Genomic DNA, 22,534 nt, shown 5'->3' on the forward strand with positions numbered 1-22,534 from the left:
AGTACTTCCTCTATCACTCAACGCCTCATTGCCTCAAGCCTGCCCCCGGGCCGTCCTTTTGGCACGCCTGTGATAAGAGAGGGACGGTCGGAGGCGAGCTGTTATTCACTGTGCAGGCGTTGTCACGGTAATCGTACATTTTTGATCTTTCTTTGCCTTAGCGGCAGCCTCGGCACATGCACCAAGCGACTGCCGGTTGGCTCGTACAAGTTCACTTGCTTCGACGAGGCTACGCCAACCTTCGGGACTTCCCGATTCCATGAGGGCTATCCCGGCTTTCCAACGGTCATCGTTCATGACCATGGAGGCAACAGCCATATCAACCCTTCCAGGCAGGATACGTGGCATAAACAACGTTGCCAGGACACCGATGATGATACCGAACCCCACCGCGCTAAAGACCAACTTGTTTTGTTTACCGCGCTCGCGCGCTCCCGAGACACGCGCTGAAAGATTACGACTGGCGCGTTCAAGGTCGGAGGCCTGTCGTTCGAGCTGTTGCGCGGCGGTTCTCACCAAAGCCTCGCCGCTGCGCTCGAGAATCCCTGCATAGTGTTGCGCGCCCTGCCGAAGAATGGGTGATTGTTCGATGCCGTTCAGCCGCTCCGCAACATTGTCGAGCGCCTGTACAAGTTGTGCGAGCTGGGGCTTGTAATCGGCTTGAGGCTCGATTCTTTCGAGCTGGTCGAAAGCAGCTTCGATGCCGCGACGCATCACGGTCATTTCCGCACCGATCTGTGCACCGTGCGTCTCGACCGTGCGCCGAAGCGCATCGAAGGCTGCCGCCGGATCGCCTGAATCTTCTTCACGCGTTGCGAGCCCAACGCCGTCTCTGTTGTCGTCGAGTTCCGTCATGTTCTCCCTGCCTTACATTTCTATGCCAAAGCCCCCATCAATCCGCTGGCCGCGTGTTATCTGCTCCTGCAACGCACGGGCGAAACTCTGATCGAGACCGGCCTCCTGCCCGATTCCAAGCTCCCTGCAGCGACCGCGTACGATAGATTCTGCCTGAGGATCGCGTTCAAGGTTCTTGGCGAGGCTGCTCATCTGGCTTTCGACCTTGCCCCGCGCCTCGTCGTGCTGCCAGCCTCGAAGCTTCTGACGCTCACCGTCCAGCTTCCGCCAGCTATTCACGAAGCGCTCGGCCCTGACATTGGGATCTTGCAGCGCTGCGTTTTCGCGCTTTATCCCGTCAATGACATGGGCGACCCGCTCCCGGCCGGAAAGCTCGGTCATGGCGCGCGCCGTCTGCGGATCATGCCGCAATGTCGAAACCAACAATTCTTCTGTCCCCGCGCGCACCTGGTCGAGCTGCTGCCCGGCCGCGTGCATCTCCCGCCACTGCATATCAAGAACCGGCAAGCCATCACGTTGGTGCTGATCGATCGACTGATAGACCCGCGCATAGCGGTCAACGGCTGTCTCCAGGGGCGACTGACGCCGCGACCGCTCGGCCAATCTGTCAGTATCGGGGCGGTCCTGTACAGGCACCGACTGCAAGCTCTGCTCCCTTTCCGGCTGTTCTTCTTGCTGCCTGGACGGCCCGGAACGTGCATTGAGCCTGAGGTCAGAGAACATGCCACGCCGCCGTTTCTCGGCTTGCTGCGGCCGTTTCTGCTCGACCGGCGGGCCACTCTCACCCGTGCCGTCCTGCTGCACCCGCCCGGCCGCTGCGCCGCGCCCGAGTTTCAGGCCCTCGAACGAATTGCGGCGCTGTTGTCGATCACCGGCGTGATCCGCGGCCATCGATTCCCGCTCCGCACGTAGCCCGGCGCGCTCCGCCGGGATCTCGATCTCGCTTACGATTCCCATTTGCTCTGCGATCCCCCGCCGCTCGGCAAATTGGCGCGCGGCAAAGTCGCGGGTATAGTCGAGTGTCGTTTCCTTCACGCCCGACCGCGACAGCCGGCTTTCAAGATGCTCATAAGCAAGCTCGCCCGCTTCTTGAACCTTCCAGGCGTTCCGGTGCGTCTCCGTTCCGTCTGGAAGGCGAACCGGCTCCGAACCGACATGTTGCAGGCCGATCCTGTCCCCAATCTGCGGCGCCTGCTTCGCAGCCTTCATGGCCCGCTCAAGATCAACGCCCCATAGCGTGCACTGCTCACCTCTATCGTTTTCAAGCGTCACGAAATAGCTCTGACTATTGCCTTCCTTGTGCTCAAACGGTGCGACCCCATGCTCAACCAGGCGACCCGCAACCAACATTCGGCCTGCCTGCTGGCCAGGATCCAATTTGCTGAACTCGTCCTGGCTCACATAGAGCTGTACCCCGTCACGATGCCGGGTCATAGCGACATAGGTCAGATGCCGGTCCATCGTTCCCGAGGCCAGCACATAGGCGCGATCGACAGTTGCGCCCTGATTTTTGTGAATTGTCGTCGCATAACCATGGTCGACCGCCTGATAGTCGTCCATCGGCACGCTGACGCTGCGCCCTTCCGCACCGCTCGGCGCGTCAAGCCGCGCAACGATCCTGGGGCCGGCACCCAACCGGCCGACCTCGACATGCTCGACGGTGCCAAGCATCCCGTTTTTTACGCCCAGGTCGCGATTGTTCTCGAGAAACACAATGCGATCACCCGGTGCGAACTCGCGCTTTCCGTCATTGGTCTGGAAGAAAAAACCTTCACCAAGAGCACCAGGTGCCAGCTCGCTCTTTAACAACCCCCGGCTGTCGCCGGGCACGTTGGCCCGGGCCCGTAGCTCAGCCCTGATCGCGTCATTGATAGCGCGAACATCGGCCCGGCGATGCGCCATCGCAATCCGGGTGCCATCCGGACGCTCTTGCGCGTCGGCAAGGTAATCACGCACGATCTGACCGCGCGCATCCTCGCCAGTCTCGGCAAAGCTGATATTGCCGCGATCCCGATAGGCGCTCAGGCCCTCAGCCGTTCGGTGCGTGGCGAAGGCAACCGACGCGTCCCGCTGCCAGTCAATACGCTGCCGGCGTATCTCAGAAAGTTCGGCATGGCCGATTTCCTCGGTGATCGCCCGGAACGGAGCGCCGGCCCCGATTGCCTGTAACTGCTCATGGTCGCCGACAAGAACGATCTTCGCACCGCGCGCCTCGGCCTCGCCAATGAAACGGGCGAGCTGCCGGCTTCCCACCATGGCTGCTTCGTCGATCACAAACACATCGCCGCGCTTAAGCGTGCGACGGTCGTTCTGCCAACTCATGTCCCACGATGCCAGGGTGCGGCTCTGAATTCCAGAACTCTCCTCCAGGCCCTCGGCTGCCTTGCCCGACAAGGCTGCACCGTGAACCCTGTAGCCTTCTGCCTCCCATGCCTCACGCGCCGCCGCCAGCATGGTGCTCTTGCCAGCACCGGCATAACCGACAACGGCAGCAATGCGCTCCGGCCCGGTAATATGCTTGATTGCCCCCCGCTGCTCATCGGAGAGACGTGCAGCGTCTATAAGCCGATCGCGCGCGACGCCATCTAACTCACCCCGCTCGACCTTGTCAGCGGTGTCGCTGGAAACGCTTGTCCGGATCGCAGCATCCTGACGCCCAATCGCCTGTTCGACATACCTGCGATCGACACGATGATGATCGCTCAGTCTGTGGCTGTGCGACGCGTGCATCCGCTGCGCGCATTCGATCATACCAGATTCGATCTCGACCATTGCGCGCGTAGAATAGCGCGCTAACCCAATTTCTCCGGTGACCGGATCATGGCTTTCCGCCTGTAGTTCAACAAGGGCCGGTGACGCCATCACCTTGGCAAAGGCGCTCTGGAACTCTCCAATGTCGTCGTCGATGTAGCGATGCAGCGCTCGCGCAACATCACGCCGGTCAAAGACGCTTTTCTCCCCCGTGATGATCTCAAGAACCTGTTCCGGCTTCCCACGGATCAACTCCGCATTGCGCCGCGCCGCATCTTCATTTAGCCGTGATCGCGACACGTCGAGACCGCGCCGCTCCATCTGCGTCGCATGAACTCCCATATGCTCCGTCGGCTCAATCTCAAGACCCCGCTCCAAATGCGAACGGTGATCAATGCGAATATCATGTCCAGCCCGTGCAAGGCTTTCATTCGCAATCCCCTCCCACCGCATGCGGAGATCACGAAGCTGCATATCCGTGGTTGGCAGATCCGCTGACAAAAGCCATTTGTTTTCTCGCTCAAGCAGGTTCTTGTCGGCGAGACCATCCCCCCTCACCTGCCGAGTAGTCATCATTATATGAGCATGGTGGTTTCGAATGTCGCTGTCATTTTGCGGCGCATGAATGGCGAAGTCGATTGCTGTGCCATAACGATCGGCAAGCTCATGGGCGAAGATCCGCGTTGCCTCAAGCCGTTGATCCGCAGCCAACTCATGCGGCAATGCAATTTCAAATTCGCGTGCGACACGCGCATCCTTGCGCTTTTCACTAAGCTCAGCTGCATTCCATAAGGCTGAACGATCCCGCGCCCATTCCGCATGGACACCTTCCGGTAAGACGATCTCGGCATGTTCCACGCCGCTCTTGTTGGTGTAATCATGGGTGATGCCATCACGCTCATTCGTCAGTTTTGACGCCGAGCGATAGGCGCTGGCCGCAACGGCACTTCGTCCCCTGGATCGGGAAATCGGCTTCATGCTTAAATGATAAATAGCCACGCCAATATTCTCTGCAAAAATCAAGATCGTTGTTAGCGCATGTAGCGTAAACCGCATTGAGTTGCGAAGCAACTCGTAAGTGCGCCCTTCACATCGCAATTCGCTTTGCTCTCTCAATCTTCGGTGTTAACCTGCAGCAGTGTTAACACTATAAAACCGAAGCCAGTCCTGGCTGCAATGACCGAAGCTCTGGATTTGGCAATGAAGCTTCGCCGCCAATTGGGCATTTGGCCGCCGGGATTAAACCTCGCAACAGGAAAGGCGGAATTAATGCTTGAAGGCACCGATAAAGAATCCGTATTCGAACGGCTCAGCGAATTGCAGCTGCGTCGCCCGCCATGGCAACTCCTGATGGTCGGAAACACGAAAGAGCCGTTGCACTTCACGGCTAAAACAAACAACGCATTGACACGAATGTTCGATCTGCTTCCTGCACTCGGTGGCGTCACAATCAGGACGACCAACGGCGACTTGTCGGTGAGCCGGGATTTCCCGAGAGGATACACGGAAGCGGTCGACGCCCTCATCGCGGCTGTTTTCAGGAACAATCCCGAGATAACCGGCATCGTGTTTCCCGCGACCAGTACACGACCAGAACACATTGCAACGGCAGATGATCCGCATTTTCTGCCGCAAGGAAAAGCGCTTGCCGCCATTGATGCTGCGTTCAAGGCTGACGAAATTAGCACCGACGAGGCGCTCAACAGAATTAAAGCTCTCAACGCAAGGGATTAGATCGTGACCGACAAAACCCTTATAGCTCGCCTCAAGGTGGAATGCGGAAACAGCCATATCGGCTTTGCCAGAATCTTCTTACGGTGCTTTTGGCCTCAACCATAGCACGCCCGGACGCCGCGAACTGGATTGTTGCCTATGCGGTTCTAGCCCTCGGTGTCGGCCTTGGCATGTTCCTGAAGGCCGCCGGCGAAGATACTCTCTCCCACAACTGACATACGGAGCGCAACATTGGCTCGCAAATCGATCGAGGAACGTCTGGCCCAACTGGATGCACAGCGTTCCGCTTTGAAGGCCAGACTATCGAAACAGGAACGCGCCAACGATACACGCCGCAAGGTACTGCTTGGCGCGCTTGTCCTGCATCGCATTGAAAGTGGAAAGGATGAGGAACTTTCCCGACGCTTGAAAGAATGGTTAAAGAGTGAATTGCCCGGTTTTCTCACGCGCGAATCCGACAGGGTACTGTTTGCCGATCTGCTCGAAAAAACCTCGAACGGCGCAAGCAACGAAGGAGCGATTTAATGAATCAGGCGACGCTTGCATGGGCAGCATTCAGGAATATGCTGCGTGCTGCTGCGCGAGATCCACTGTGGGCATTGGCCTCCCTACTTTCGGCTCCATTCCGTTTTGGAAGAACGATCTTTCAGGTGGGAGTTTTCTACTTCCTTGTCGTGTTCGTTTTCGCTTTCATCCTGGAATATGGGATGCGTTCTCTCAATATCGCCCGCGGTGACATGCTCTGGTATGTGGGCAATACCGCCTTTACAGCATTCATACTTCTCTTCTTGTTCCGCCTCATCACCAATCCGCTGATTAATCATTTCGGGGACCCTGACGGCGAAACCCACGGGTCTGCCCGCTTCGCTACCGATAAGGAAACCGCTGCCCTCACCCGCGCCGATTCTGGCCTGCTCATCGGCCGCGATCCGAAGTCCGCAAAACTGCTTCGCTATGAAGGCCCGTCCCATCTGCTCACAATGGCACCGACGCGTACCGGTAAAGGCGTGGGAACGATTATCCCGAACCTGCTTATCGCCGACCGTTCCGTAATCTGTATCGACCCCAAGGGCGAAAACGCCAGCGTCACCAGCCGCGCCCGACAGCAATTCGGCCCCGTTCACGTCCTTGATCCCTTCGGCGTTACCGGTCAGCCATCAGCCGCCTTCAATCCGCTGGAAGAGCTCGATCCAACGAGTCTCGATGTCGCGGAAGATGCAAGCTCCTTGGCAGACGCTCTCGTATTTGATGAACCGGGCATGAGAAGTGATGCGCACTGGAATGAGGAAGCCAAAGCACTCATTGCCGGTTTGATCCTCCATATTGTCGCCCATGAGCCGCGCGACAGACGAAACCTTGCGACACTTCGAGACTATCTCACCCTTCCCCCTGAAGCTTTCGCAGCGCTGCTGAAAGACATGCGGGCCTCAACAGCGTCAGCCGGCCTGATCGCCCGTGCCGCAAATCGCCACCTCGGCAAATCGGACCGCGAGGGGGCCGGAGTCCTTTCCGCCGCACAGCGACACACCCATTTCCTCGACAGCCCACGAATGGCTGCGGTCCTCGGTAGATCCGATTTTCGCTTTGCCGACCTCAAACGCCGCAACATCTCGGTGTTTCTCGTCCTTCCCCCGATCGGCTTGCCACTTATTCCCGCTGGCTGCGCCTGCTCGTCAGCCAAAGCCTGACCGACATGGCACGCGATCCCACAAAACCGGTTACGCCGATACTCTATCTGCTGGATGAGTTCGCTGCCCTTGGCCATCTGGCGCCCGTTGAACGCGCAATGGGGCTTATGGCAGGCTACGGCGTCCAGCTCTGGCCCATCCTGCAGGACATTCACCAGCTTCGTGCCACCTATGGAAAGCGTGCTGGCACCTTTCTATCGAATGCTGGCGTCCTCCAGGTCTTCGGCGTCAACGATCACGACAGCTCCCAATTTGTCTCCGACCTGCTCGGACAGGAAACTGTGGTTTTCCAGACCATGAGCCGGGCACTCGATTCACAACAGTCTGGTATTTCTCACGCCCAACACCATACAGCGCGTGCCCTGCTCACCCCCGATGAGGTCCGCAACCTGCCGCCACACCTCGAATTGCTCTTCCTCTCAGGCCAACGACCGGTCGTCGCCAACAAGCTGACATATTATGCCGATGCAGAATTCAGAGGACTGTATGAAGCCCGCTGAACGGTTCCCGCCTCGCCCAAAAGGTCGCTCAACCCCGTCCGTAAAAACGTCGCAAAGATATAGACCGCCAAGTGCAATCCCCAGCTAGTTCTTCATCCAGCGTTTGACCGAAACTTTTGGTGGAAACATTGCACGCAAGTCCATCAACGATGCGACTTCCTAGCAAGATTTTCAGCTCTCCCCACACCAGATCAGCACTTGCAACATCGGGGAATAAACGTTCGAGAGCGTATTGCTTGATAGTCTTGCCTTGCAAGGCCGCTAGGGCTTTCAAGCCTTGGTGTTACTGGTCCGTTATGTCGATGGTCAAACGGCGCCTAAGATTCCTCCATGTGCCCATGACAATTGATACGCAACCTTCTTACGTTTCTGGCAATCGAACAACCAACAAGAGCGGCTAGTAGCCGTGAAGTTTTCTCAAACGGGCTCGTCAAACCGTATGCCCACCCTGCCATGTTCGTCCGCGGGCAGGAACTCTATACCGGAGGCTTCCAAGACAGCCTGAACGTGGAGGACCGTACCGTCCTTGAGTTTTTCACCGCGTTCAAAGCGAACAATTGTGTTTGTTGACATATTCGTCAGTTTGGCCAAGTCCAGAACACCAAGCTTCAATGCTGCTCTAGCCACCCGACATTGCGCAGAACTCATCAAAATAATCGCCATATCCTGTTCATTTTGATTGATCCGGAAACCGATCTATGTGTATGCTGTTTACGTTACGAACGGTCGTACCGAGTGTTGCAACCACCCGGCACGACCTGACCACAATCAAGCTTGTATGGAGCTCAGATCATGGCTGATTCTGACAATAGCACGACTTTCCCTTTCGTCACCCGCAGGAAAATATTAACGGGTACTGCCGCCGCAGTCGGTACTCTGGGTTTCGATGCCTTTGCTGAGAACAGAGCCGAAATTGAAACATCCTTCGACCCCGTACTAACGCTCTGGCGTGATTGGCAGGATGCTCATCTTTCGATGGAGAGCCACGGTCGCAGGTTACAATCGCTCGAGCAACAACTCGCTGAAACAGTTGATTACCCCTGTGCAATAATCGCGCTACCGGATGGCGAGCGTGTTGCTGCTTATTCAGTCACAGCAATCCGTGACATATTCGATGGTTTTCCCGACGAAGCGGCAGCTTGCGCTACAGCGGAAACCGAGCTTGCGGCGCATCAGACGCGATGGGATGAAGCCGATCGGGAAATTGGCTATTCGGCCACGTTAAAGGCCGAACACGCGGCCGGCGAGCGAGCCGCAAGTATTCTGGACATGATGGCTGACACACCAACGACATCGTTTGTCGGCATCGAAGCCAAGCTTGACGCCATGTTGCGTGAAGGCAATGTCTGGGACGATTGTTCAGAATTTCCGTGGCCTCAAATCCGCTCTGTGCTCAATGATGTTATACGGATGAGACAACATTGCGCCAATGGTTCAGTGTCATGAAAAGCGTCCGCCGCAGGCTCGCGCTGGAAACCGCTTCGAATGAGACACTCGTTGAACGTCTTGATCATTTGACAAGCAACAGATGCCTCGAACTGCAACGGGTTATACGAATCCTGTTCGATGAATTCGAGGATGCACAAAAGTGCAAAATGTCGGACAAAAAGAAAGGAGGACGTATTCTCAAACTGGTTCTGTTCGGGTCTCCTTCAGACGGTGACGGCGTTCGGGATGGGCGCCGGGAAAGCCCTCGCACTTGCCCCGCAGATAACTGGCGCACTGATTTCAATCTGCTAGTCATCGTCAGCTCCCAATTTTTTACGAGCCCGCGTGTCTGGAAGCCGGCCCGGGAACGTTTCTCGCGCGAACTGACAGTCACGGGGCACCTGTCAACCCGCGTCAATTTCATCGTCCATTCCATCATGGACATCAATGATCAGCTCGCGAACGGTCGGCCTTTCTTCGCTGAGATCGTCCAGAACGGGATCATGCTTTATGAAGCTCCCGGATCACTTCTCGTGGACCCCTTGCCGCCCGGCTCGGAAGCCGCCAGGATCGAAATGCATCGAGATTTCGATCACTCGTTTTCAAATGCCGTGCATCGCATTGAACTGGCAGAAGAGGCGTTGGAGCGTGGATTTTATAGGGAAGCGGCCTTTGATCTGCACCAGTCAGTAGAAAGGCTTTATCATTGCGTATTGCATGTCCAGACACTGTATAATCCGAAATCCCACCGGCTTTCCTTCCTACGATCACATGCGGAGCGCATTGCGCCTCCATTAACGGAAATATGGTCTGACAATAGCCACTTCGCAAAACGCTGCTTTGACCGTCTTGATCGGGCCTATATAGGTGCCCGTTACTCACGAAGTTATGAAATCACCAGTGAGGAGCTTGAGTGGCTCACTCAGAAAATAAAGGCGTTGCAAGTAGCCGTGCAAGCAATCTGCCTGGAACATATCGGTAGACGTGAGAGCGTCTAAGCCTAGGCCGTGTGGACGGATTTGATTAAGATGAAAGCAGCTGCGATTGCGACGATGGATTGGAAGTCTCTTGCTGTTTTCTCGCAACGTAATGCGACACGTTTGGACCGTTTGAGCTTCCCCATCATTTGTTCGATACCGGCGCGACCTCGATAAAGCGCCGTGGCAAAATGTTTTGGAATATTCCGCCTGTTTGATCTGTAAGCGATCACAGAGATAGCCCCAGCCTTTCTCGCAATCTCTCGATTAACGTCGCTATCATAGCCTTTGTAAACAATGATAGCGCGGTGCCTGACTTGAGGGCCAGGTTCCAATAGGCTTTCAAACTGTTTGCTATCGGAAGCTTCGCCTCCGGTCAGTTCAAATCCAAGATGCTGACCATTTCGGTCGGTTTTCAGATGGATTTTAGTTCCGAACCCTCCACGAGAACGGCCGAGCGCTTGACCTTCCTGCCCCCCTTAGAACCTGCTGCAGACACTGGGCACGAATGACGGTGCTGTCGAACATAGCAATCAGACGAGCGCTTTCATCAAGCCCAGCCAAAATGGAAAAATAGTCCTCGAAAACACCCGCTTTACCCAAGCGGTCAAAACGCTTCCATAAATCTTACGCTTTCAGGAGATACTGAACGAGACCCCGTCGTGACGATCAACTTCCTCAACAGTCAAGGTAGCCGCTCATCGCCATCAGAAGGTATCAGTTCAACCTTCTGTGCGTTCGTTGCGACTGCAATCGCCCGTTTACCCCAGAGTTTGCGACGTCTTGTCATGTCCAGACCGTCAGATGGTTCTGCAATGCGGAACTCAATCTGCACGTTTTGATGCCGGCAGGGGAGGCCGCAAGCACCCCATCTTTAATATTCAGGGCCAATCTAAAGGCGCGCGTGTCTCCGACCTGCTCCGTTCGCTACGCTCTCGTCGTGTTGATTTGCAGGATGCAATGAACCAATTGGTCAGTATCCCTTGATGCATGTGCACAACTGTTCCAAAAAAATTTGACTTTGACCGGATGGACAATCCGGCAGCCATCAACTCGACAATCAGCGCGGTAGGATCAGAGGACGGACTGAGACAAAATCGCAAGCCGTGATAATGATCATCAATCAATCGCAGCAAACAAAATTATACGTTCCTATAAAGAGTTAAAAATGGCTGCGCATATATCGACCCCGTCTCCGTCTTCGCGCGTACTCATTTGCCTCAAGGCAATCCCGCCACGTGTCCTCCGTGAAGAGGATTGATCAGACTTGACCGATCCGTCAGATCCAAACTCTGCTCCCCAGTAATTATTGACATGGACCATCACATGGACCATTTATTATGCTAAGTATGAGCGAAACACAAAGGAACTTGGACGATGCGCGTATCTGTCAGTGACGCGAAAGGACAGCTCACCGAACTGGTAAAGCGGGCGGAAGCCGGGGATGAAGTCATTTTGACCCGTCGCGGCCATGAGATCGCACGCCTTGTAGCCGTTGCGGCGGCACCCGGGCCCAAGGGCCGACGCGCTTTGATGGAAAGGGTCAGGGCAACGGCAGCGACTAAAGCATTACCCGGGGCTAATGCTGCGCGTAGTCAGGATTTTCTTTATGACGACGATGGAATGCCCATATGATCGCTGTCGATACATCCGCGCTCATGGCGATCGTGCTTAATGAGCCGAAAGGCGAAGCTTGTATAACGGCAATCGAACAGGCTGATGAGCTATTGATTTCCGCCGGAACAGTTACTGAAGCCCTCATTGTTGCTGCGCGACGTAATGTCGGCGAAGAGGTTGACGCATTGATATCCGGGCTCGGCTTCGAAATCGTATCCGTGACAGCCGCTTCCGCACGCCGGGTCGCCAACGCTTACGCCAGATGGGGCAAAGGCATTCACCCAGCTTCGCTCAACTATGGTGACTGCTTTGCCTATGAAGTTGCTCATGAGCATGACTGTCCCTTGCTCTATGTAGGAGACGACTTCGTTCAGACAGACCTACGCTCGGTTCTATAATGGTTGACTTTGATCAAGGCGACAACCGGTTAACCGGCGATGCAGTGTTTCGAACCGCTATGGACCGTGCCGTCGTCAGGCGGTAGCGGGTTGTAAAACAGTGAACAGCGCCCCACCATCGCGATCCAGGTCCTGAATGTCCAGGAGAAGCAAACCATCGGACTCGGGCACGGCAAGCTCCGTCTTTGTGGCGTTCATTGCTGCTGCAACTGCCTTTTTGTTTCCCCACACTTTACCACGCCTGGTCACATCCGGACCGTCTTCAGAGCTAGCGATACTGAATTCGACTCCGCCCACATCAACGCTATCGCAGACGAGAATTCCGGTTCCATGCAACAATGTAACAGCCATCACTACTCCCTATAGCTCACCTAAATCGATCGAAGTTTTACGTCCTGTCAATTCTCTGAACTACCCTGCTTCGCTTTCAACCGCTCATTCAACAGAAGCTTGAGCCGAGCATTTTCCGCTTCCAGCCCTTCCAGTTCTTCGTCTGTCACCGGCCCATCTTCAATCTTTGGGCCTGGCTTTCTCACGCGACGTTGCTTTTGCGGTGATTTGGGAACGGGAGGTAGAGTAATGGCTTCCGCCGCTCGCTCCACCTTCCTCTCAGGCTTCACATCCACTGGCGGTTCTTCAGGCGCCTGCAGCTCTTCGGTGGACGATAACACCTCCTGAAGAGGTACCCGTTCAGCCTGCCGGGTTACCTTGTCACTCACTTCATCGGGATCTTTGGTCGTAACTTTGATGGATAGTCGCGTTGGCAATATAGGATCAAGTTGCTCAGGGCTTTCGCTGGCTTTAGGTCCAGCATCCGGCATTTCCTCCGGCAAAGCCGACTTCTTCGATCGCCAACTCTTCAACCGCGCAACGAGACGTTCCCCCAGTGACTTCATCGTGATCGACCTCCCTATACATGCAGCAATAGTGTGCAGAAATGCTGTCAGCTTAAGCCTGACGATACAATAATTTTGGCAACCAGAGCTCTGACACGAGTCACCAGAACGCATGAACAGATCAGTTACGAGGCCAGCAGGGCAGTCTTAGCCGATTATCTACTGCTGTTCCAATCGTCGGAGCATTTTGAGCAACTGCCTGTTCTCCGTGTCCAATCTGGTGGCCAGTTCGCGTTTCAGATCGGCATTCTCGATTTCGAGAGCTGACAATTCAGCTTGAATATCAGGCTCGGCAATTAGCCGGTTTGTCGTTTCTCGCTTCTGCGGGACTGTTTTTTTCCCAGGACGTCGAACAGACGGCTTTTTCTCCCTGACAGCAGCGTTTCCCGTCGTGTTTGCCGTTTGCAGCTCTTCCATTGCAAGGGATGCTTCTTCCGGGATCGAGGCGTCCATGTTGGAAAGTTTCGGCTCGTTTAGAGCCTCTTCAATTTGCTCGATGACTGGCTCGGCCTGCGATATTGCTTTTATGGGCGTGATCTCAGTATTGCGCTCAATCGGCTTGGATAGATCAGGCTGGACCTGAGCATCCATGGGAGATTGCGGCTCATCCGCCTCCGCCTCCACTTGCTGGGCAATCGACTTCAGATCCTGATTTCCCCACAAAGACGCCGAGCCCTTGCGAGCACGCTTGTTCTTATATTCAACGATAACATTACGGTTTGGATTTTTCATCCGTCAGTAGCTTTCCCGGGGAAATTTTAAGGTACGCTCCACGAGCGTCAAAGGGCTTTTAGCAGTAGCTACATATTATGCGGCGGATTTTCAACACTCAACAGAATGTCTGACCTGATCGATATGCCCTGAAAGGAAGTCTATCTCATCTGGAACACATGATGTACACGGCCTTATTGTTACATCAACCATTGACCTGTATTTTTGACACCTAAATGAATTTTCGAACATTGATCTGGAGAAGCATACCATGGCAGACGAAACCATTGCAGAAGTAAACGAGACGCCAGTTGAGGTGAGAACCGCCGAGCCTGTGGGTAACACCAAGAAAACTCGCGCGCCTCGCAAAAAAGCAGAGCCCAAGCCTGTAAAGGCGGCTGCAGCACCTGCCGCTAAAACGACCAGGGCCGCGGCAAAATCGGCCCCCATTGAAGCTGAACCAGCCACCCGCACGATCAAGAAGTATACTCCCGAACAACGCGCTTCAATTCTTGCTGCCGTTGAAAAGACGACCAAAGGCGGTAAGACCACACTGAAAGCCGCACTGCAGCAGTTGGAAGTCAGCGAACAGACTTACTACAACTGGAAAAATGCCGCTGGCAAAACAGCACCTGTAGCAGTAAAGGCAAAATCGACAGCGGGGGCGAGCGACGATCTAAAGGCCCTGATTGCACTGGAAGCTGAAAACCTGAAGCTGCGTAAGGAACTCGCCGCAAAACTGCGCGCAGAAAACGAAGAACTGCGCAGACGTCTCGGACAGGCTTGAGACGAATTGCGATCGTAGTATCCGCGAAAGCTCCATCAGAACAGGTGACTTCCTACAGGCCGGTCACCTGTTCGCATTTCAGTGAAAGAAATCCGGACCTGTTGTTTTCTCTTTTGAGAAGTCATCCAACACGGCTGTGAGCAATGATTAAATTCGCATTTGACTTGGATTGAATGCCGTCTGGAATTTATCAATCCCCTCAGCTACGGCCATATTGTAACTGCCCATACCCAGACGGAGCCGTCCCGTGCTTTTAAACGACGCTCAAGCCCAGGCGATCTACAAAGCGATACAAGCTCTGAATGAAGGTGGCGCCCAGCTAATTGACGCTTCCTGTGACGAATTCACCCGGGGTGAGAAGCGCTTAACCCATAGACCGGTTCATCGCCCAATGACGTACTTTTTGCTAATTCCAAGGCCTTCCGCGCATTGTTCTCAGCGGCCCCCTCGGTCGGTGCGGCCGACTGGATTGTGAGCCTGTCTCCGCTCTCTACGACAAAAATATTCACCCCCTTGAGGCCGCCTACATTCGGAAGGCGGATAGGTCGTCCAATTGCAGGGGAGACATCAATTTTCTCGATCTTGAACCCGATCTTTTCGGAACTGGCATCCAGCTCTGTGAGATAATCCTCGTTCGTTCTGTTTTCCTGTCCCTGCTCGTCGACATGGCGATCAATCGCGATCATCAAATACTGGTCGTCATTTGTTCCGCAGCAGGACATCCGAAAGTTAGTCGGTTCTTCCGCATGATGCGCGGAGGTATCGAAAATTGACCAGAACTCTTGCTTGATGGGCATCAGCTCGTGAATTTTGAAACCGTCGGCCCGTACTGGGACATCAATTCCGGCAAGTGCAATAGCGATGACGATCGCAATGAACGTTCTATTCTTCATTCAGGGCACCATTACACTAACTTCGACGTTTGCGGCTTCTCTACCGAGTTCAAGGGAAATCTGTAGCCGTTGGTTCTCTCCTTCAGAATATAGTCGAACAATCCAGGGAGTGATGGGTGCCCTTACCCTGACAAGAAGAAACCACAGGCTACCAAAAGAACCTTTCACATCTCATGCCTAGCGGTTTTGTCGTTAGCGTGAAACTTTGGGACCTTCTGGAAAAAAGTGCCTGATCTGCATCAAATGCATGGTACATCAGGCCGCTTTCAGTTCATGGATAGCTGAGAGTTGATCCTGAATGGCTACTGCCTCCGTTTTGAGGTCGTAACCTGACTGCATATTCATCCAGAATTCGGGCGTGGACCGGAAGAACTTTGCAAGGCGCAAAGCCGCGGCGGTCTGTTCTGTCGCCAGACGCTCAATACGATTGCGAGGGACATTCAGATTCCTGGCAAGCGCGCCTGCACTCATCCCGAGCGGGATGAGATATTCTTCCCGAAGGATTTCGCCGGGATGGACCGGGGGGAGTTTACTGGTCATGGCTTCTTCCTTTCAGTGATAGTCAACAATTTCGATTTGTTCAGCGCCAGCACCGGCTTTGGTTCTGGCGTCCTTGTAGGAACGGATCATGAGTTACTCCTGTGACTTGTATCATATCCTGATACAGCTGGGAGCCAATGTTTTGTATCATACCGCGATACAGTGCGGGGCGCGGTGCCGAAAGCGAGGCTTTATCTCGACAGCCTCCGAAAATTTTGCTTTGATCTTTTGAGGGATTGGGGGATCCAAAATTGTCGAAGGCAAAGAACTGGATATTTGGGGCAGTTGCCCTGTTCATTCTCACGAAGGTTTTCGGGAATGACACGCCGGCCCCAGTATCGCCACCAGACGCAATTCAACCACAGACTACAATCCAGGCAACCGAGCAGGCTCCGCAGCCTTTAGGCTTCGTGCAGGCAACAACTCACCGACTGACAAACCAGCCGCCGCCATCGGCTGACCAGCACCCTTTCATCGGAAAATGGCTATATTCGACCGCCAAGGTAAATATGAGATCCGAGCCGTCATTAGCCGCACGGGTCATTACGGTTATCGAGAGAGGTAGAAGGGTGCAGGTTATGAACTATCGTTCCGGATGGTTCAGCGTCACTTACGCCAATCGAACGGGATGGATATCCGAGCTTTACTTGGCCGAAAATCCGCCGCCTGTGCGGCAAAAGCCGGTTTCAGTCCCTCGAATAATGGCGCCGCCTGCTGCAACTCACTTGGCTCCGGCGCGCCGATCAGGTCAACCTGTTCGGTCTCCATATATTGGCACGTGTGATTGTCCGTATGACGTTATGCGGAATGGCCGTTCGTGTGGGGGACGGAGCGCCTATAGTCGTCCAGGCGGACGTAGCCCCGTTTGCTACCGCTAACGAAATTGCCTTCAACTGGTTCGGTTTGGCGCAAATGCGCCAACTCACGAGAGGTGGAGATTAGAGCGAAGGTGAACCAGTACCTCCATTGGTCGTGCGTCCGGACCTGCCAAAGGGGAACGATATTGGGTTAATCACCTCACTCATAAGTTGGCTATGTGGGTCTTGCGCAAACCAACTGGACGTTGATTTCTCGATCGCCAACCAAACTTGCCTCGCTCGCGAGAACGAGCGTCTTCACCGCATCCTTGTTGATTGGAATAATGCCTTGCTGCAGAAATTCTGGCACACCTTCCATATCGATGCTGCTCGAATAGGCTACCCGGGCCGAAAAGCATCCACAGTCACCAATAGGCTTGTGCATTTGAAAATGGGCTTTCACTGAGAGGACTTTCGCTTTTACGACAGGTTTCTCTCCTGTGACCGTCACGCACGCGGCCAATTTATTTTCAAAGGCGATGCCAGGAGCATCCTCAGCGACAGCTATTCCGCAGAACCATGTTGATAGAACTACACCGTAGATTATCCTGGGCATGAACGGGTTCTTGTTCAAAGTTGTGGCAATTGTTCCGGACGTTTCAGAATGTCGGTTTTACAAACGGGAACCAGGCGAGTTTCGGCCTCATCCAGCCAGCGACGATATGCGCTACGGATTTCCACGTCTTTGTAATTGCAGGTTCTCGCTTTTTTGCTAATCAATCGTGCCTACAAGTGCGGACCAAACCAGAAATCTGGTCGAAGCTAAAATTTTTCGGTTGGCACCGGAGCAAAACGCCCAATGTTGTGGGCAACTCCACATTCTGTGTGGCTAAAGCAGGTGTTCATGGCTTGCGACTGAAGTTTTGACGTTGGTTCGTCTTGATTCATCAGGTCGATAATTGTAGGATTAAATCCTACAAAGGAGATATGCACCATGCGCCGCTCCACACAACAATTCAGCATTACCTTGCCCAATGAAATGGCCGAGATGGTCAAGGCTAAAGTTGCAGCAGGCGAGTATGCCACCGAAAGCGAAGTGTTCCGTGACGGGTTACGCACACTAGCTGCCCGCGACAAGGCCGTCGAGGCCTGGCTGCGCAACGAAGTCGTTCCGGCTGCCGCCGCCCTTGACGCCGATCCAGGCCGGGCACTTAGTTCTGTGCAACTGCGTGCCCAGCTAGCTGCCAGGCGCGCCAGCAGAAAAACCGCCACCCCGTGAAACTCTTCGCTGTCGAATATGCCCCCGAGGCGCTAGATCAATTGGCGGCCACAGAATCCTATATCGCGGGGGCGGGTTCGCCGGAAGCTGGCGAACGTTTTGTTGAAGAAATCGTTTCCCATTGCGACGCTCTGGAAAGTTTTCCTGAGCGTGGTGCAGCGCGTGACGACCTGCTGCCAGGTTTGCGCACGCTCGGCTTCCGCCGTCGTGTCCTGATCGCCTACACGGCTGAACGCACAAGTCAGACAGTTCGCATTCTTGGTATTTACTATGGAGGTCAGGACTACGAAGGTCAGCTTGTCGACCAACAATCTGATTGAATCCAATCATCCAACAAAAGCCGGCGAGTGTTGATTTTCACCAGGAACTCCCCCTCCTCTACTCCCAAGCAAAGATGGCAGGTTTAACGCTGATCTGAAAAACAGCGCTCCTCGCTTAACGTATCATCGTATGAAGTGTGCCACCGTTAATTCCCAGCGGTGCTGAAGCAGCGGCCAGATTACCATCGCTCGCCCTGATGGAAGGATTGGTCGAAAACAGCGCTTCTTGTCTCGCTACGCACCGCCAACATCAAAGACAATGTCGCTGGACGACAGGTCCGCGAGCGACACATTCTCGATGAGGATTCCGAAATCGTCTGTACCATTAAAGGAGATGTAGACACCGTCTTCCACGTCGCGTGATGCCGCAAGGAAGGCGTCAAAATCGTCTATTCCTGTAACCCCTTGCGCGGTTTCGGAAAACTCGATTCTGTCGCCGCTTGCAGCATCAAAGTCGAGAATACGATCGACGCCTTCGCCAGATGGTGGAATCAGGAACCAGGAGAAGGTATCAGCACCGGGACCGCCAGTGAGCTCATCCGAACCGCCCCCACCATCATTCTGAAGCCTGTCGTTACCTTCGCCACCGAAAAGGCGATCGTCTCCGCTGCCCGCCAACATGCCCTCATCGACGAGCGTATCGTTTCCGCTCCCACCGACAAGCACGTCATTGCCAGAGGATGACGAAAAGAACGCCTCGTTCGCATCCGAACCAAGAAGCTGGCTGTCCTGATCGCCTGCCACATGGGCGGAGATGCCTTCAATGTTGAGGAAGGTAACCCCGGTTGGTGTTGTCCCGCTCGCAGCATCAAAAACAATCGGGGTCTCTGATTTGCCGAATTCGATTGCGAGTACGTCGTAGCCGGCGCCACCATCGACGAAACAGTCACGGGAGGCGTCTATCCAATCGTCCCCGCCGCCGCCCCGGATGACGTCACTACCTCCAAAACTGGCAAGCCGGTCGTTTCCGTTGCCGCCATCGAGATAGTCGTCACCATCATAACTGTAAAGGACATCAGCCCCATCGCCGCCAAGGAGTATATCGTCCCCGGCGCCATCGTTCAGCGAGTCGCGGCCAGCACCGCCATCCAGAAAGTCGTTGCCGGTGCCACCTTCAAGGTAGTCATCCCCATCGCCACCCACGAGCATATCATCACCACCGCCACCCATTAACCAATCCGCGCCAGGTCCGCCCTGGACCAGGTCATCTCCTTCGGTGGCGGTTACGTCAAACGAGACCATGGAAGCGTTAAATGGGTTACTGGTGCCGACTTTTCCAGCAGACGTATCCTCGAACGTGCTTGGGTAGTCGCCGACATTCACTGGCGCTAGTGTCTCAAAGATGCGTGCGGTTTCAACAGGTACGCCAAAGCCAGCCTGCAGAACGTCGGTCGATCCGGGTTGACTGAACTCTTCAGCCTGGGGCCTGTCCCAGATTCGATCAACAACCTGGCTAGACCGCAGAGCAGCTGCGCGCTCTTCTTCTGGAAGCTCGATCACGTCCGCATCCTCCTGAAACGATAGTAACAATTGTCGGGATCGCTATAATCCTCTCAATAAAGATGAAACGATATCTTTCGTCAATGACGTATAATTGCGTATATTTTAATTATATATTTGAATTATTTTACTTTAAGGAAGCTATATCTTCTGTTTTCTTGCTAAATTTCGTTAGGGCGAACCGGTGCAACTTGCAACGCACATCAACGTCATACGATATTCGCCTATCAGATCGTTGTTTGTAAAATACTGAACTCAATCCGTCCGGCATCGATACCATCACAGATCAGACTACCTGGTCCATTTAGAAGAACGATACTCACGCTTGTTCCTCCTCGCTGTGGCCGAACATGCTCTTACGGTCGGTTTCATAATGTTTCAATCGTCGGGCTTGGGCGGTCGATGGAAATAGTGAACAGTTGCGCAGCGCAGACGCATTTAATAATCTCCTACTGCAATACTTATATTGCTTCATCAAAGAGGATCGCATGGCAACTGGCACTGTAAAATTTTTCAATCACGATAAAGGTTTTGGCTTCATCACGCCAGAAAATGGCGGAATCGATGTATTTGTGCACGTATCCGCACTTTTGCAGGCTGGCGGATCACTCCAGGATGGTCAAAAAGTCAGTTACGATATCGGTCAGGATCGCAAGACTGGAAAATCAAAGGCGGAGAACGTACGCTCACTGTAAGGCTATAGAGGCCCGTCGTGGCAACCCGCGGGCGCTGTTGGTTGCTCTGCAGCGCTCCCTTTCTCTCGGGGCCAGTTCCGTGATGCGCGCAACTCGTGTGCTTCGCTAACTGCCACCAATTGGGGGGCGAAATAAATGACCCGTTTGAGCAATATCGGCGGGATCCGACAAATAGAAGCAAAGAACAACATTTACCATTCTTTCGATAGGCTTTTGTTCCCGGAACTGTGGCAAGGCATTTTTTCGGTGTCCAACTCTGTCCACATTCTATCCATACGACAGCGGGTCATTGACGCTGAGGGTATTTAAAGAATGAACATAAACTCGACTATCGTCTCGAAGCCGCCCGTTGCCACAGAGAAGGATCTTCGCAGGTGCAAGGCGATCGAAAGTTTGCTGGTACAGCCTTTGGGCGTTTTACCGACTGAGATCGGTGATCCGATCCGTCCGGTCACAATCGGCTTTTTTCAGCAGGTTTCTCCCCTCCTCAAGCCGGACGCAAGCGTCACTGCCCTTCGTCGTGCTATTGGCGCTTATGTTCATTCGAAACGCTATTATCTCAGCTGCAGCCAGACGGACGCGATGCGTCATGACCTTGACGGGAACCCCTTCGAGCCAGTTTCAGAGACAGACCGGCTTAATGCGGAAGAGCGACTATCCGCATCCGGACAACAAACGAATATAGTTCCGACTTCATCGATAGCCCCCTCCCCGGTATCGGAGGCACAAAGCAAGAGAGATTTGATCCGCGCTGCGCTCCTCGGGAAATCTCGTAGCTGACACTCATGTTGGCTTGCACCGCGTTTTTCGTTCGTAGTGCTGTGTGCGACGGTACCGAAACTGATAAACGCCTCCTGGCCGTCAGAGCCTCATCGCGATCCTGCCAATGCCAAGCTTCCATTGCTTCTCATCCCTGAAAACAGAAGCTGGCTGATCGAGAAGCCCCCTGCCCTCGCCTTTTGGGTAAGGGATCGCAAATAACCGCCAGGTGAATTGATGGTCGCCAGTTTCTGCAGAATCCAGGCAATGGCCGTCGATGCCGCTTCTGCTCCCATAAAGCTTACAGCATCACGATAGGCTAACTGGCTAATTCCAAGAAAGCTGGAAACGATCTGCGAAGCATCATGAAGCTCTCGCCATGTGCTGACGCCGTTTGAGCCATATTCGCGAATATCCGGACATGTTCGCAGCACCTGGTCAAGAGAAATGGCAGGTGAAACCCGAGCGCTGCTCTTGCTTTTGAGGGTCGAAGGAACCTCAGGTTCCGAAGAAGGCGCCTTCAAATCAATCTTTTGGCTATTTTTAGATTCAAAGAGGGATTCTGGCAGGGATTCATTATGCTGCCGCTCAAATTGAGCGACGCTGCCGCTCATTTCTGGAACAATCGCCATTTTTTTCAATGCGATAGCCAATTCTTCGTCAATGACTTCCAGATTGGCCTTGATAATCGCTAGCTGATCGAGGGATGCCCGGCGAGGAATAGCATCCACGACAGCACGAAAGCGAACAAATAGCCCTTCAAGACCCTCAGAAGGGTCAGCAGATGCATCCGCGTTTTCTGAAAAAGCCAAAGCTATCTCTCTTCGCATGACCGACACTTCATCGCGAAGTCGTTTCAGGGCTCTTTGTTCAGCGAGGATTTTATCAGCGATACCGGCAATTTCAGACGCGCGATCAAGCAATGGTGCAAAGGAAAACCCGAAGGCAAGTTCAACGCTCCCTTCCCTGTCCTTATGTGCATAACGCTTGCGGGTCGGGCTATCTTTCCGCGCAATGATGCCGGCTTCAACCAGTGAAGCCAGATGACGGCGCAGCGTAGATTCAGGCATGCCATGGGCACGCAGCGACAGCTGACGATTGGATGGAAAAACGACGAGGCCGGTTTTCTCATTCATGTCATCGTCAGGTAGAAATGACAAAAGCGAACTGAGCACGGCAAGGCAGCGATCATTGAGATTGAGCGCTGACTTGGCCACACAGAGCTGCTTGTAAATCGCCCATCGGTTTACCCTCCTGCCCTGCTTGTTCTGCAGTTCAGGATTTTGGGTAAAATGAGTCCTTCGCCCACAAAATGCGGACGTAACAGTTCCCAGAATTTGCATTCCCTCTCACCTTTCAAAAGGCAAAAGAAATCCACCCGCCAAAATGACGCCAATGACTCTTGACAC

Annotated in this window: 27 protein-coding genes and 3 pseudogenes; 14 read left to right on the forward strand and 16 right to left on the reverse strand. The window is 54.1% G+C overall.

Features of this window, described 5'->3' with window-relative positions:
* Positions 1-105 precede the first annotated feature (105 nt).
* On the reverse strand, positions 106-855 hold the full coding sequence (locus tag CES86_RS02675; protein WP_094513561.1) for a DUF6118 family protein: 750 nt from the start codon (positions 853-855) through the stop codon (positions 106-108).
* A 12-nt stretch (positions 856-867) separates the two neighbouring features.
* Positions 868-4,605: a Ti-type conjugative transfer relaxase TraA gene (traA, locus tag CES86_RS02680; RefSeq protein ID WP_094513689.1), complete on the reverse strand. Its 3,738-nt coding sequence runs from the start codon at positions 4,603-4,605 to the stop codon at positions 868-870.
* A gap of 177 nt (positions 4,606-4,782) precedes the next feature.
* Between traA and CES86_RS02685 the strand changes: the two genes are divergently transcribed.
* The 4 genes and pseudogenes from CES86_RS02685 (at position 4,783) to CES86_RS02695 (ending at position 7,528) form a co-directional block, all read left to right on the forward strand.
* Positions 4,783-5,340: a hypothetical protein gene (locus tag CES86_RS02685; protein WP_208617816.1), complete on the forward strand. Its 558-nt coding sequence runs from the start codon at positions 4,783-4,785 to the stop codon at positions 5,338-5,340.
* Between the two features lie 41 nt (positions 5,341-5,381).
* Positions 5,382-5,555 carry a hypothetical protein gene (locus CES86_RS27420; RefSeq protein WP_167387084.1) on the forward strand — a complete coding sequence of 58 codons (174 nt, stop codon included), beginning with the start codon at positions 5,382-5,384 and terminating at the stop codon, positions 5,553-5,555.
* A gap of 16 nt (positions 5,556-5,571) precedes the next feature.
* Positions 5,572-5,865: a mobilization protein gene (locus tag CES86_RS02690; protein ID WP_094513566.1), complete on the forward strand. Its 294-nt coding sequence runs from the start codon at positions 5,572-5,574 to the stop codon at positions 5,863-5,865.
* Positions 5,865-7,528: pseudogene (locus tag CES86_RS02695) on the forward strand (type IV secretory system conjugative DNA transfer family protein). Before CES86_RS02690 ends, CES86_RS02695 begins: the two are co-directional and overlap by 1 nt.
* Before the next feature lie 28 nt (positions 7,529-7,556).
* Here CES86_RS02695 and CES86_RS02700 read toward each other — a convergent pair.
* Positions 7,557-7,802, reverse strand: a complete 246-nt coding sequence (locus CES86_RS02700) for an antitoxin (protein WP_268876084.1) — start codon at positions 7,800-7,802, stop codon at positions 7,557-7,559.
* 143 nt (positions 7,803-7,945) lie between these two features.
* On the reverse strand, positions 7,946-8,191 hold the full coding sequence (locus CES86_RS02705; protein ID WP_328589776.1) for a helix-turn-helix domain-containing protein: 246 nt from the start codon (positions 8,189-8,191) through the stop codon (positions 7,946-7,948).
* A gap of 129 nt (positions 8,192-8,320) precedes the next feature.
* Between CES86_RS02705 and CES86_RS02710 the strand changes: the two genes are divergently transcribed.
* Positions 8,321-8,974 carry a hypothetical protein gene (locus CES86_RS02710; RefSeq protein WP_094513568.1) on the forward strand — a complete coding sequence of 218 codons (654 nt, stop codon included), beginning with the start codon at positions 8,321-8,323 and terminating at the stop codon, positions 8,972-8,974.
* Positions 8,971-9,954, forward strand: a complete 984-nt coding sequence (locus CES86_RS02715; protein WP_094513569.1) for a HEPN domain-containing protein — start codon at positions 8,971-8,973, stop codon at positions 9,952-9,954. The genes CES86_RS02710 and CES86_RS02715 overlap by 4 nt, the downstream gene beginning before the upstream one ends.
* A 2-nt stretch (positions 9,955-9,956) precedes the next feature.
* Here the strand turns inward: CES86_RS02715 and CES86_RS28265 are convergent.
* Positions 9,957-10,394, reverse strand: a pseudogene (locus CES86_RS28265) (IS5 family transposase); the annotation flags it as partial.
* A gap of 916 nt (positions 10,395-11,310) precedes the next feature.
* On the opposite strand from CES86_RS28265, the gene CES86_RS02725 reads away from it, so the two are divergent.
* Together CES86_RS02725 and CES86_RS02730 are read left to right on the forward strand one after the other, a co-directional pair.
* On the forward strand, positions 11,311-11,568 hold the full coding sequence (locus CES86_RS02725) for a type II toxin-antitoxin system Phd/YefM family antitoxin (protein WP_094513573.1): 258 nt from the start codon (positions 11,311-11,313) through the stop codon (positions 11,566-11,568).
* Positions 11,565-11,948 (forward strand): type II toxin-antitoxin system VapC family toxin, encoded by a 384-nt coding sequence (locus CES86_RS02730; RefSeq protein WP_094513574.1) that lies wholly within the window; start codon positions 11,565-11,567, stop codon positions 11,946-11,948. The genes CES86_RS02725 and CES86_RS02730 overlap by 4 nt, the downstream gene beginning before the upstream one ends.
* A 75-nt stretch (positions 11,949-12,023) precedes the next feature.
* On the opposite strand, the gene CES86_RS02735 is transcribed toward CES86_RS02730, so the two are convergent.
* The 3 genes from CES86_RS02735 to CES86_RS02745 form a co-directional block, all read right to left on the reverse strand.
* Complete coding sequence (locus CES86_RS02735; RefSeq protein ID WP_094513576.1) at positions 12,024-12,299, reverse strand: hypothetical protein; 276 nt, start codon at positions 12,297-12,299, stop codon at positions 12,024-12,026.
* Positions 12,300-12,346: 47 nt separating this feature from the next.
* Positions 12,347-12,844 carry a hypothetical protein gene (locus tag CES86_RS02740; protein ID WP_235819874.1) on the reverse strand — a complete coding sequence of 166 codons (498 nt, stop codon included), beginning with the start codon at positions 12,842-12,844 and terminating at the stop codon, positions 12,347-12,349.
* Positions 12,845-13,003: 159 nt separating this feature from the next.
* On the reverse strand, positions 13,004-13,576 hold the full coding sequence (locus CES86_RS02745; RefSeq protein WP_094513578.1) for a hypothetical protein: 573 nt from the start codon (positions 13,574-13,576) through the stop codon (positions 13,004-13,006).
* Positions 13,577-13,826: 250 nt separating this feature from the next.
* On the opposite strand from CES86_RS02745, the gene CES86_RS02750 reads away from it, so the two are divergent.
* Positions 13,827-14,342, forward strand: a complete 516-nt coding sequence (locus CES86_RS02750; protein WP_094513580.1) for a transposase — start codon at positions 13,827-13,829, stop codon at positions 14,340-14,342.
* 344 nt (positions 14,343-14,686) lie between these two features.
* Here the strand turns inward: CES86_RS02750 and CES86_RS02755 are convergent, their stop codons facing one another.
* Together CES86_RS02755 and CES86_RS02760 are read right to left on the reverse strand one after the other, a co-directional pair.
* Complete coding sequence (locus CES86_RS02755; protein WP_094513581.1) at positions 14,687-15,235, reverse strand: hypothetical protein; 549 nt, start codon at positions 15,233-15,235, stop codon at positions 14,687-14,689.
* Between the two features lie 255 nt (positions 15,236-15,490).
* Positions 15,491-15,775, reverse strand: coding sequence for a HigA family addiction module antitoxin (locus CES86_RS02760; RefSeq protein WP_094513582.1), 285 nt, complete (start codon positions 15,773-15,775; stop codon positions 15,491-15,493).
* A 509-nt stretch (positions 15,776-16,284) separates the two neighbouring features.
* Here CES86_RS02760 and CES86_RS27825 point away from each other — a divergent pair.
* A pseudogene (locus tag CES86_RS27825) lies at positions 16,285-16,365 on the forward strand (SH3 domain-containing protein); the annotation flags it as partial.
* Positions 16,366-16,381: 16 nt separating this feature from the next.
* On the opposite strand, the gene CES86_RS27830 reads toward CES86_RS27825, so the two are convergent.
* From CES86_RS27830 to CES86_RS27425, 4 genes are all read right to left on the reverse strand, one after another.
* Positions 16,382-16,543 (reverse strand): hypothetical protein, encoded by a 162-nt coding sequence (locus CES86_RS27830; RefSeq protein WP_235819883.1) that lies wholly within the window; start codon positions 16,541-16,543, stop codon positions 16,382-16,384.
* 264 nt (positions 16,544-16,807) lie between these two features.
* The gene (locus tag CES86_RS02770) at positions 16,808-17,188 is read right to left on the reverse strand and encodes a DUF2195 family protein (RefSeq protein ID WP_094513584.1); all 381 of its coding nucleotides are present in this window, start codon (positions 17,186-17,188) and stop codon (positions 16,808-16,810) included.
* Between the two features lie 14 nt (positions 17,189-17,202).
* Positions 17,203-17,352, reverse strand: coding sequence for a DUF5086 family protein (locus CES86_RS27065; protein WP_143851062.1), 150 nt, complete (start codon positions 17,350-17,352; stop codon positions 17,203-17,205).
* Between the two features lie 42 nt (positions 17,353-17,394).
* Positions 17,395-17,568, reverse strand: a complete 174-nt coding sequence (locus CES86_RS27425) for a hypothetical protein (RefSeq protein WP_167387085.1) — start codon at positions 17,566-17,568, stop codon at positions 17,395-17,397.
* Here CES86_RS27425 and CES86_RS02775 point away from each other — a divergent pair.
* Both CES86_RS02775 and CES86_RS02780 read left to right on the forward strand, forming a co-directional pair.
* Positions 17,567-17,851: a ribbon-helix-helix domain-containing protein gene (locus tag CES86_RS02775; protein WP_094513585.1), complete on the forward strand. Its 285-nt coding sequence runs from the start codon at positions 17,567-17,569 to the stop codon at positions 17,849-17,851. The two genes, CES86_RS27425 and CES86_RS02775, sit on opposite strands and share 2 nt — an antisense overlap.
* Positions 17,848-18,171 carry a type II toxin-antitoxin system RelE/ParE family toxin gene (locus CES86_RS02780; RefSeq protein ID WP_094513587.1) on the forward strand — a complete coding sequence of 108 codons (324 nt, stop codon included), beginning with the start codon at positions 17,848-17,850 and terminating at the stop codon, positions 18,169-18,171. Before CES86_RS02775 ends, CES86_RS02780 begins: the two co-directional genes overlap by 4 nt.
* A 234-nt stretch (positions 18,172-18,405) precedes the next feature.
* Here CES86_RS02780 and CES86_RS02785 read toward each other — a convergent pair whose 3' ends face one another.
* Entirely contained in the window at positions 18,406-19,671 is a 1,266-nt protein-coding gene (locus CES86_RS02785; protein WP_094513588.1) for a calcium-binding protein, read from the reverse strand.
* A gap of 488 nt (positions 19,672-20,159) precedes the next feature.
* Here CES86_RS02785 and CES86_RS02790 point away from each other — a divergent pair, with 488 nt between their 5' ends.
* Both CES86_RS02790 and CES86_RS02795 read left to right on the forward strand, forming a co-directional pair.
* Complete coding sequence (locus CES86_RS02790; protein ID WP_094513589.1) at positions 20,160-20,366, forward strand: cold-shock protein; 207 nt, start codon at positions 20,160-20,162, stop codon at positions 20,364-20,366.
* A 312-nt stretch (positions 20,367-20,678) separates the two neighbouring features.
* The gene (locus CES86_RS02795) at positions 20,679-21,146 is read left to right on the forward strand and encodes a ProQ/FinO family protein (RefSeq protein WP_094513591.1); all 468 of its coding nucleotides are present in this window, start codon (positions 20,679-20,681) and stop codon (positions 21,144-21,146) included.
* Positions 21,147-21,235: 89 nt separating this feature from the next.
* On the opposite strand, the gene repC is transcribed toward CES86_RS02795, so the two are convergent.
* The gene (repC, locus tag CES86_RS02800) at positions 21,236-22,468 is read right to left on the reverse strand and encodes a plasmid replication protein RepC (RefSeq protein ID WP_094513592.1); all 1,233 of its coding nucleotides are present in this window, start codon (positions 22,466-22,468) and stop codon (positions 21,236-21,238) included.
* Positions 22,469-22,534 lie beyond the last annotated feature (66 nt).

This window comes from Brucella lupini, from assembly GCF_002252535.1.
Lineage (GTDB): Bacteria > Pseudomonadota > Alphaproteobacteria > Rhizobiales > Rhizobiaceae > Brucella > Brucella anthropi.

Excerpts from the sequence above, each read along its gene's own strand:
- CES86_RS02675 (WP_094513561.1), bottom strand. The coding sequence starts at position 855 with ATGACGGAACTCGACGACAACAGAGACGGCGTTGGGCTCGCAACGCGT.
- CES86_RS02685 (WP_208617816.1), top strand. The coding sequence starts at position 4,783 with ATGACCGAAGCTCTGGATTTGGCAATGAAGCTTCGCCGCCAATTGGGC.
- CES86_RS27420 (WP_167387084.1), top strand. The coding sequence starts at position 5,382 with ATGCGGAAACAGCCATATCGGCTTTGCCAGAATCTTCTTACGGTGCTT.
- CES86_RS02705 (WP_328589776.1), bottom strand. The coding sequence starts at position 8,191 with ATGGCGATTATTTTGATGAGTTCTGCGCAATGTCGGGTGGCTAGAGCA.
- CES86_RS02710 (WP_094513568.1), top strand. The coding sequence starts at position 8,321 with ATGGCTGATTCTGACAATAGCACGACTTTCCCTTTCGTCACCCGCAGG.
- CES86_RS02715 (WP_094513569.1), top strand. The coding sequence starts at position 8,971 with ATGAAAAGCGTCCGCCGCAGGCTCGCGCTGGAAACCGCTTCGAATGAG.
- CES86_RS02725 (WP_094513573.1), top strand. The coding sequence starts at position 11,311 with ATGCGCGTATCTGTCAGTGACGCGAAAGGACAGCTCACCGAACTGGTA.
- CES86_RS02730 (WP_094513574.1), top strand. The coding sequence starts at position 11,565 with ATGATCGCTGTCGATACATCCGCGCTCATGGCGATCGTGCTTAATGAG.
- CES86_RS02735 (WP_094513576.1), bottom strand. The coding sequence starts at position 12,299 with ATGGCTGTTACATTGTTGCATGGAACCGGAATTCTCGTCTGCGATAGC.
- CES86_RS02740 (WP_235819874.1), bottom strand. The coding sequence starts at position 12,844 with ATGAAGTCACTGGGGGAACGTCTCGTTGCGCGGTTGAAGAGTTGGCGA.
- CES86_RS02745 (WP_094513578.1), bottom strand. The coding sequence starts at position 13,576 with ATGAAAAATCCAAACCGTAATGTTATCGTTGAATATAAGAACAAGCGT.
- CES86_RS02750 (WP_094513580.1), top strand. The coding sequence starts at position 13,827 with ATGGCAGACGAAACCATTGCAGAAGTAAACGAGACGCCAGTTGAGGTG.
- CES86_RS02755 (WP_094513581.1), bottom strand. The coding sequence starts at position 15,235 with ATGAAGAATAGAACGTTCATTGCGATCGTCATCGCTATTGCACTTGCC.
- CES86_RS02760 (WP_094513582.1), bottom strand. The coding sequence starts at position 15,775 with ATGACCAGTAAACTCCCCCCGGTCCATCCCGGCGAAATCCTTCGGGAA.
- CES86_RS27830 (WP_235819883.1), bottom strand. The coding sequence starts at position 16,543 with ATGGAGACCGAACAGGTTGACCTGATCGGCGCGCCGGAGCCAAGTGAG.
- CES86_RS02770 (WP_094513584.1), bottom strand. The coding sequence starts at position 17,188 with ATGCCCAGGATAATCTACGGTGTAGTTCTATCAACATGGTTCTGCGGA.
- CES86_RS02775 (WP_094513585.1), top strand. The coding sequence starts at position 17,567 with ATGCGCCGCTCCACACAACAATTCAGCATTACCTTGCCCAATGAAATG.
- CES86_RS27425 (WP_167387085.1), bottom strand. The coding sequence starts at position 17,568 with ATGGTGCATATCTCCTTTGTAGGATTTAATCCTACAATTATCGACCTG.
- CES86_RS02790 (WP_094513589.1), top strand. The coding sequence starts at position 20,160 with ATGGCAACTGGCACTGTAAAATTTTTCAATCACGATAAAGGTTTTGGC.
- CES86_RS02795 (WP_094513591.1), top strand. The coding sequence starts at position 20,679 with ATGAACATAAACTCGACTATCGTCTCGAAGCCGCCCGTTGCCACAGAG.
- repC (WP_094513592.1), bottom strand. The coding sequence starts at position 22,468 with ATGCAAATTCTGGGAACTGTTACGTCCGCATTTTGTGGGCGAAGGACT.